Consider the following 7,618-nt stretch of genomic DNA (forward strand, 5'->3'; position numbering starts at 1 on the left):
TGTTTCAAAGTCTTGATAAATCTAGTATTTAAAGGCTTTTTAGTAGTTTGAAGTATTTCCTTTTTTTATTGCTTTTAAAAAGTTTGCCCCTTTTTTGCCCCTTTTAAAAACTAAGGGCTTGTAATTTATTTTTAACTTCATTATTCATAGCATCAGTAACATGAGTATAAATACTCAATGTTGTATTAGGGTCATTATGTCCTACACGTTGCATAATAGCTTTTAATGGTATATTATACTCTGCTAATATACTAATATGAGTATGGCGGAAAATATGACTTGATATCTTTTTATCTGTAATTTTTAGTTTTCTTAATTTACTATTGATATATTGAATATTAAAAGGGTTGCCAGTGCTATTTGTAAAAATATAGCCTCTATCTTTATATTTTTTACAATTCCAGCTGGCAAGCCTTTTATTTTCTAAAATTATAGTATCAAGTATATATTTTGCTCTATTATTTATAGTAACATCACGATATGAATAAATATTTTTAGGTGTACCACGTTGTATATCTTCGCCATTATGTGCAGATTTTAAAAGAGTACTATTTATTTTAGAATTTTCCTTATCATAATCTTGAACACGCAAGGCGAGTAATTCCCCACAACGTAAACCAGTAAGAGCGATAAATTCCATAGCTAAAGCAATACGAGAATTTATTTTTTTTAATTGATGTAAACATGATTTTAATTCATCAGCATTTAGAAATTTATTTTGTAATTTATGAACTTCTTTTTTTGTAGCAGGTCTTTTTTTTAATTTTATTTCTATAAAATCGCTTATATCCTGTATATATTGTGATTTTTTAGCATATTTCATTATAGATTTTATAATTACCAACGTACCATTTGAATAACTATATGATAATTTTTCAGTATAGTACATATCTTGAATTATTTTTTCTGCTATTGCTGGCGTAAAATCAATAAATAACATATCTGAAATGGCTTTTTCTATACGCTTTATATAATTTTTATGATTTATTCTTGTATCAACTTTTACAGTTGGGGCGGTATATTCTAGCCATTCATTAGCAACTTGTATAAAGGTTAAATTATTAATCTTTTCAAGTTGCTTTTTTTCTGCTTTATTTATTACATCATTAAATTTAGCTTGTAATAATTCTCTAGCTTTTCTTTTGGCGTGAGTTGTATTGCTGTTTAATGTAACAGATAATTTTATCATTTTATTAGTATTAGGATTTAAGAACCTTTCACAAAATTTATATCTAATACCTTTTGAGTTTATAACTTTCTCAATCCACATAATAAACCACCTTTTCAATGTATTATCTTCACATAAACCACATCTATATAAATGCTCATATAATAATTGAAAATCACTGAAATACTATATGGATAAAATAAAAAGCATATAAAAATATGCTGGATAAATTTTATAAAGTTCTCATCATAATACAGTAAAATAAATCTGCTAGTGTTTCATCAGCATGAAGCGATTATCATAAATCAACTTCAATATATAAATCATGCTCATTATTATTTGCTAGTGCTTGTAATCGAATTAACTCATTTGCTTGAAGTTCTTTGGCAAAAGTCATAAAGTCAGCCATGTTTTCAGTATTTAAGCAGTTTATATATCTTTGTTTGTCGTTTACAGGTATAACGATAGGTAAGATATGAGCTTGCAAGCAACTATAAACAATTAAAGCCCTACCAACTCGACCATTGCCGTCTGAAAATGGGTGTATATGCTCAAATTGTATATGCTGGCGTAAGATACTTTCTATTATTTCATCAGTATTTTTTGCCAATTCTATTTGATATTGTAAATTGGCTCGCCAATCTTCTAACGCACTAGGCACTAAATAAGGCGGTGTCGGTGTAAAATCAGCCCCAATTACTAAATTAGGTATAGTTTTAAATCTACCTGCTACGCCGTCAATAGCATTATTACATAAGATAGCATGAATAGATTTTATAAACTCATTATTTATTGATGCATCATGTTTTAAATCATCAATCATTTGATTAATATAAGATTTATAATTCAATACCTCGTTAAGTTCTCGCATATTCATAGCACGAGGGATATAATTATCAATCAAAATACTTTTTGTTTCCCCTTGTGTCAATGTATTGCCTTCTATGGCGGTGCTATGATGTGCCATTCTAACCAGTAAATCAGAAAAATAATCATTTGATAAATAAATTCTTTCTTTCAATAAATTCACCTCGATACAAAAAATTTAACCGCCAATACAAGCGATTTTAAAGCATAGCCTATTAGATAATATCAAGGCTCAAGCTTGAGTTTTGAAAATGAGTAAACTTAATAAAGCCAATAACACATCAATCTTTTTTGATGAAATATTAGCCAATTTCAGCCCTTTTATTTTGTTGGTGCTTATGATTGTACCTATAAAAAGCCTTATATATTACCGCCTAAAGTATTTATCTTATGGCGGTATTTTTTACTTTTGAGATTTTTTAAACATGACATTTTCTAAGGTTTGACTCATTTTTCTAAGGTGGTAATTTACCACTGTTACATATGTTATTCAATTATTTTTGAAAGTCCAAAATTGGACTTTCAGAAATAACATATATTTTTAAGCTTATATCATGTTTATAATGTGGTGCATTGTATGCATGTCTTTATTTTAACCAACGTAAAAATGCGTTCGTTAAGATGTAAAATTTCTAACAATCTAAAACTGCTAAAATAACAGTTTTAAATATATTGTTTTTAGCCAACGCAAAAATGCAGGGGCTAAAAGTTTTACTTCAGCTATTTAATAATTAATTGCTTAGGCAATGCAATCAATCATCAGATAAATAGGTACTTGCCTAGTGTATCTATTTATTAATAGTATTATTTATTAAACTATCCTTTAATTTTTCCAGTTTTTTATAAATATTTATATGTTGTAACATTAAATCTTTGCAGTTAGTGTCCTCAAAAAATAATAATTTATGATTAAAGAAAATATTATCTATATCAGTAGTAAAAATTTTTTCTTGTTCTAATAGTTTAGATAATTTATCTAAATTACTATTAATAGCGGTATTAACAATACTAAGAGATAAAGTATTTAATAAATCTTTTTCTCTACTATAAAAATGTTTAGAATAACAATCATCTAATATTTTTTTCAAATAGGATATATCAACTTCTATTTTTTGATTAGATGTATCATCAATATTTATATTAAATAATAATGTTTTAGTAGGCTTAAAAGAAAAACTTAATGATATATTTTTTTGTTCTTGAATGGACAAAATATCTGCTATTCTTTGCGTTAAATCTTTAATATCTGCATTATCAAAAGGATTATCATATCGACCAATTAATTTATCTATGCTTACATTTAAAGCATTAGCAATTTGTATTAAGGTTTGATATTTGGGTTCACGTTTTTTGTTTTCATAAGCTACATAACTGGCATAAGGTATATTTAAAACCTCTGCAAAATCTCTAGCAGTTTTATATCCTGCTTTTTTTCTGTAATATTTTAAATTCTTTTGAAAGCTCATTTTATACCTCCTAAAAATATTATAATAGCTTAAAAGGATAAAATCAAACTAAATATAAGAAAAAATATAAACATGTTACTTGAAAAAAATTGATTTTAAATATATAATCTAAATAGGATAATTTTTATTAAAAATAGCTTAAAAAGATAAAAATAGGGTTGAGAAATGTTAAATTTAAATAAGAATAATTTTAATAATGCTATGGCTAAAAAGTTGTACAATCCTACAGATTTAGCAAAAGAAGCTGGCTTATCAGATACAACAATAAGCAAAATTATCAAAGATAGTGCTTTTAGTAGTTATAAATCACTAGGTAAGATAGCAAAGGCTTTAGATGTTGAACCTAAAGACTTAATACAAGAATAAAAAAACCGCCAATATATTTTTTGACGGTATTGATGAAAGGAGCAAAAGACATGGCAAAAAGTTTTTCTTTAGTTGCAGATAAAAGCAATAATATAAAAGCTTTTATATTCTCTACTGATAGCAACGCTGTTGATGAAATCCTAGCAATCTATCAAGAAAAAAGAAAAGATATAACAGTTCATCATAGTATAGTAGATGAAAAGACGCTTGATTTCATGAAGAACTTTATAAAACTAAACGAAAAATATTTAAAAGACTGTTAAAAAAGTGTAAAAAAAAGCCCTATATAACAATATATAAGGCTTGAAAAAGGTACTATATGAATTTAAAAGTTATAACAAGAGAAAAATATGTATTAGATGATAATGTATTCAATGGATTTTTTGAAAATGTATTTAATTTGACCGCCATTGAATATACGTTAAAAAGCATATTAAAAAATAAAGATGTAACGGATAAAACAAAAGAAAAAGCTTTACATCTTATATTAAAAAATTTGCATGATGTAAATGTTGATTTACTTAATGATTTAAAAAAAATAGTCCCTTGCAATAAAACAAGGAACGAATAAAAGACACTTATATTTTATAACAAATTCTAATAAAAATAAATACATGAGCATAAACCACATCTATATAAATGCTTATATAAAAGATTGTACTTCTAAGATTTTAAGGAGCAATAAAAAATGAGTACTATAGCAGATACGTTAGTAGATATCAGAATAAAAAATAATGATGTATATGTACAACTAAAGCATATATTGAAACTTTACGATTTCAGTCGTTCTACATTATGGCGGTTAATAAATGAAATGCGATTAATACCAAAATATAAAAAGGCTTTTCGTGATGTAAGCCCACAAAAAAAGCTGGTACATCTTGCCAGTTTTGAAGAATTTATACAATATAAACATCAAAAATATATGAAAGCTTGAGGGCGAAAAAATGAAAGATGAACAAGATATTATTATAACTTTAGGCAAAATGAACAATAGATATGAAAGATTTAATCTTGTAGATGATAGTTTTACTTTAGAAATGAAAGATTTAGAGACCAATATACACATTAAATTGATTGTATCTAAGCGAGATAAAAATAAAAATCAATTATATAGGCTAAATATGAACAAGAATACAAGTAAAAACATAGTGATTTATCAAAAAGTTAATGCAGTAACATTTCATTTTTTAGTTAATTGGATATCATTACATTTTAAAGATTAAAAATAATAAGCCCCTAAAATTGGGGCTTTTATATTACATAATTTAGGGCTATATAAAGCCCTTTATGACTTGATAAGGTTATTATCTTAATGACCATACATAAAAATATAAAGAAAGGAGCAAAAGAAAATGGCTTATAAAAAAGATGTGATTAGTATAAGAAATGGCGATATTTTAGAAATAACTAAAAGTAAAAGATTACCAGTTAAAAACAGACTAAGAAATAATAAGATGAATACTACATCAGAACAGCAGGAAAAAAGAAATATTAAATACGCTACTAATTTATTAAGATTGTTACAATTTATTAAGATTGTTACTTCTACAAAACTTTAACGAAAATGATTTATACTGCACATTGACATATGATAAGCCAGTATCAGGAGAAGAAGCAAAAAAATATCTAGCCAACTTTAGAAAAAGACTGCAACGATTAGCAAAAAAATTAGATGTAGAAGCAAAATATATTGTAGTAACAGAAATCGGCGGAAAAAATAAAATACATCATCATATTATTATTCATACCAGCAGAAATATTATCAAAATATCTCATATTCGTGATATATGGAAAAATGGATTTGTGAAAATAAAATTATATGGCGGAACTTTGCAAGACGCTGAAAACTTAGCCAATTATTTTATAAAGAAAAATAGAAATGCTTTTTATGTATTGCCTAATATATACAAAAAGCGTTGGAACTCTAGCCAAAACCTGCAAAAGCCCCAACGCTCAACGGCTGTTATACATCATAAAACTTGGAAAATACAGCCAAAAACCAAAAAAGGTTATTATTTAGACACACATTCAATAATAAACGGCTTTTATGAATTTGATAGCGGTGTAGAATACGAATATAAATTTTATAGACTGATACGTATAAAACCGCCAAAATCTAAATAATAAATACACGAACATTCATATAATATCATTATTTATTATATAAGTATATATGTTTATATATTTATAAACTAATAACAATAATTAATAAAGTTATATTTTAAATTTTAATATAGAATAGATATGTAATGTTAGCCGTTAAACAATCAAATAAAGTGATATTCTTTAATATAAATATATTACAAACATCTTACAACTATATTATAAGTAAACTATAAATATTATATGGCGGATTGCAATATAAAATCTTATATAGCCCCCAGTGTCTTATATATCAATGCTTTTTTTATACATCGGAGAGTCCACATTTATAAAAAATATGTCTAATCGCCGTATGGGGTGTGGTATATCTGCCATAAATGAAAATTTATGTCAAAGGTACTTCTAGAAATTTTTTATAGTGCGGGTAGCTTGCGAACCCCAACATTTAACTAGATATAAAAAAATAATTATGAATTTCCTTCCTTTTCCATTAAAAATATTGATATATAAGTATTTTTTTATAGAATTTGGGGAAATACATATATAAATATATTTTCTTATAAAATTTTACCAGCGAATTTTTTATAAAATCTTGATAGATATTGTAATTATTGACTTTATAAAATTATGGCTAATATCTTATATTTGCTGGTAAAATTTCTAAAAACCTTGCAATATCAATACTTTATAACTATAATGTAATTAATAAAACCTAATATTACTAGGGATAAACATCAACAGGTGCTGTACGAATACAATATGGTTATGCCCTATCTGTTCTACTAAAGTTAAGATAAACATCAACAGGTGCTGTACGAATACTGTGTGGAGGAAAGGCAAGTAATACTGGCCAGATATAGATAAACATCAACAGGTGCTGTACGAATACATCTCATGTACAAAGTTCCCTAACATTTCAAACCCGATAAACATCAACAGGTGCTGTACGAATGCTTGGTGTTGCACTAATATTGTCTTTTTCTAATCCAGCGATAAATATCAACAGGTGCTGTACGAATACTTAACAAAGCTCTCCTTCTTTTTTTACTACATTCTGATAAATATCAACAGGTGCTGTATAAATAAATTAAAATATTAATTAAATAAAACCATTATTTTGCCATATTCCGAAAAAACGGAAAAAGGATATAACAAGTCTTTTTTCTGCAATTAAAAAGATTGAAATTTCAGTTTATTTTTCTGCTAAGCTAAGTAAATATTTTTGTATTGCTAGATTGATAAATTATGACCGCCATATAATAGATAAAAATATGCCGGTATATAATAAGACCTGCATCAATAAAAAACGTCTGTACATGGCGGAGAATTTAATATATTATTTAATTTTATATTATGATGTGTGATATTCTTTAGAAGTTGAGCGGTAAATTTATTTGGGTAGAGAATTTGAGTATAAAAATAAACCTAGCAAAGTAAAAAATTGCTAGGTTTGAGTATTTATATAGATGTGATTTATGTGATATTCCCCTTTTTTGCCCCTTTTTTAATAAAATGGCTGAAAAGTATTGATATTATAAGACGTTCCCACACTCTCCGCCATTAAATTAAATGATACAGGGAAATATTTCAAAGTGTTTCAAAGTCTTGATAAATCTAGTATTTAAAGGCTTTTTAGTAGTTTGAA

Annotated in this window: 10 protein-coding genes and 1 CRISPR repeat array; of the genes, 7 read left to right on the top strand and 3 right to left on the bottom strand. The window is 26.2% G+C overall.

Annotation, left to right across the window (positions count from 1 at the left end; genetic code table 11):
- Positions 1–103: 103 nt before the first annotated feature.
- The 3 genes from F553_RS0111220 to F553_RS12240 form a co-directional block, all read right to left on the bottom strand.
- On the bottom strand, positions 104–1,270 hold the full coding sequence (locus tag F553_RS0111220; RefSeq protein WP_019000168.1) for a tyrosine-type recombinase/integrase: 1,167 nt from the start codon (positions 1,268–1,270) through the stop codon (positions 104–106).
- A gap of 196 nt (positions 1,271–1,466) precedes the next feature.
- Entirely contained in the window at positions 1,467–2,177 is a 711-nt protein-coding gene (locus F553_RS0111225; RefSeq protein ID WP_051081884.1) for a Fic family protein, read from the bottom strand.
- Positions 2,178–2,823: 646 nt separating this feature from the next.
- A complete protein-coding gene (locus F553_RS12240) occupies positions 2,824–3,501 on the bottom strand; it encodes a helix-turn-helix domain-containing protein (RefSeq protein ID WP_019000170.1) in 678 nt (225 codons plus the stop codon).
- 165 nt (positions 3,502–3,666) lie between these two features.
- On the opposite strand from F553_RS12240, the gene F553_RS12015 reads away from it, so the two are divergent.
- The 7 genes from F553_RS12015 to F553_RS0111265 all read left to right on the top strand — a co-directional run bounded on the left by F553_RS12015 (position 3,667) and on the right by F553_RS0111265 (position 5,994).
- Complete coding sequence (locus F553_RS12015) at positions 3,667–3,867, top strand: helix-turn-helix domain-containing protein (protein ID WP_019000171.1); 201 nt, start codon at positions 3,667–3,669, stop codon at positions 3,865–3,867.
- 50 nt (positions 3,868–3,917) lie between these two features.
- A complete protein-coding gene (locus F553_RS0111240) occupies positions 3,918–4,130 on the top strand; it encodes a hypothetical protein (protein WP_019000172.1) in 213 nt (70 codons plus the stop codon).
- 56 nt (positions 4,131–4,186) lie between these two features.
- Positions 4,187–4,438, top strand: a complete 252-nt coding sequence (locus F553_RS0111245; RefSeq protein ID WP_019000173.1) for a hypothetical protein — start codon at positions 4,187–4,189, stop codon at positions 4,436–4,438.
- Positions 4,439–4,555: 117 nt separating this feature from the next.
- Complete coding sequence (locus F553_RS0111250) at positions 4,556–4,804, top strand: hypothetical protein (RefSeq protein WP_019000174.1); 249 nt, start codon at positions 4,556–4,558, stop codon at positions 4,802–4,804.
- Between the two features lie 10 nt (positions 4,805–4,814).
- On the top strand, positions 4,815–5,093 hold the full coding sequence (locus tag F553_RS0111255) for a hypothetical protein (protein ID WP_019000175.1): 279 nt from the start codon (positions 4,815–4,817) through the stop codon (positions 5,091–5,093).
- 129 nt (positions 5,094–5,222) lie between these two features.
- Positions 5,223–5,429, top strand: coding sequence for a hypothetical protein (locus F553_RS0111260; protein ID WP_019000176.1), 207 nt, complete (start codon positions 5,223–5,225; stop codon positions 5,427–5,429).
- Between the two features lie 22 nt (positions 5,430–5,451).
- Positions 5,452–5,994, top strand: coding sequence for a rolling circle replication-associated protein (locus F553_RS0111265; RefSeq protein WP_019000177.1), 543 nt, complete (start codon positions 5,452–5,454; stop codon positions 5,992–5,994).
- 705 nt (positions 5,995–6,699) lie between these two features.
- Positions 6,700–7,057: direct repeats of the CRISPR family, unit length 28 nt; unit sequence GATAAACATCAACAGGTGCTGTACGAAT.
- The last annotated feature ends 561 nt before the right edge of the window (positions 7,058–7,618 follow it).

Origin of the sequence: Megamonas rupellensis DSM 19944 (genome assembly GCF_000378365.1) — a bacterium.
Taxonomy (GTDB): domain Bacteria; phylum Bacillota; class Negativicutes; order Selenomonadales; family Selenomonadaceae; genus Megamonas; species Megamonas funiformis.

Excerpts from the sequence above, each read along its gene's own strand:
- F553_RS0111220 (WP_019000168.1), bottom strand. The coding sequence starts at position 1,270 with ATGTGGATTGAGAAAGTTATAAACTCAAAAGGTATTAGATATAAATTT.
- F553_RS12240 (WP_019000170.1), bottom strand. The coding sequence starts at position 3,501 with ATGAGCTTTCAAAAGAATTTAAAATATTACAGAAAAAAAGCAGGATAT.
- F553_RS12015 (WP_019000171.1), top strand. The coding sequence starts at position 3,667 with ATGTTAAATTTAAATAAGAATAATTTTAATAATGCTATGGCTAAAAAG.
- F553_RS0111240 (WP_019000172.1), top strand. The coding sequence starts at position 3,918 with ATGGCAAAAAGTTTTTCTTTAGTTGCAGATAAAAGCAATAATATAAAA.
- F553_RS0111245 (WP_019000173.1), top strand. The coding sequence starts at position 4,187 with ATGAATTTAAAAGTTATAACAAGAGAAAAATATGTATTAGATGATAAT.
- F553_RS0111250 (WP_019000174.1), top strand. The coding sequence starts at position 4,556 with ATGAGTACTATAGCAGATACGTTAGTAGATATCAGAATAAAAAATAAT.
- F553_RS0111255 (WP_019000175.1), top strand. The coding sequence starts at position 4,815 with ATGAAAGATGAACAAGATATTATTATAACTTTAGGCAAAATGAACAAT.
- F553_RS0111260 (WP_019000176.1), top strand. The coding sequence starts at position 5,223 with ATGGCTTATAAAAAAGATGTGATTAGTATAAGAAATGGCGATATTTTA.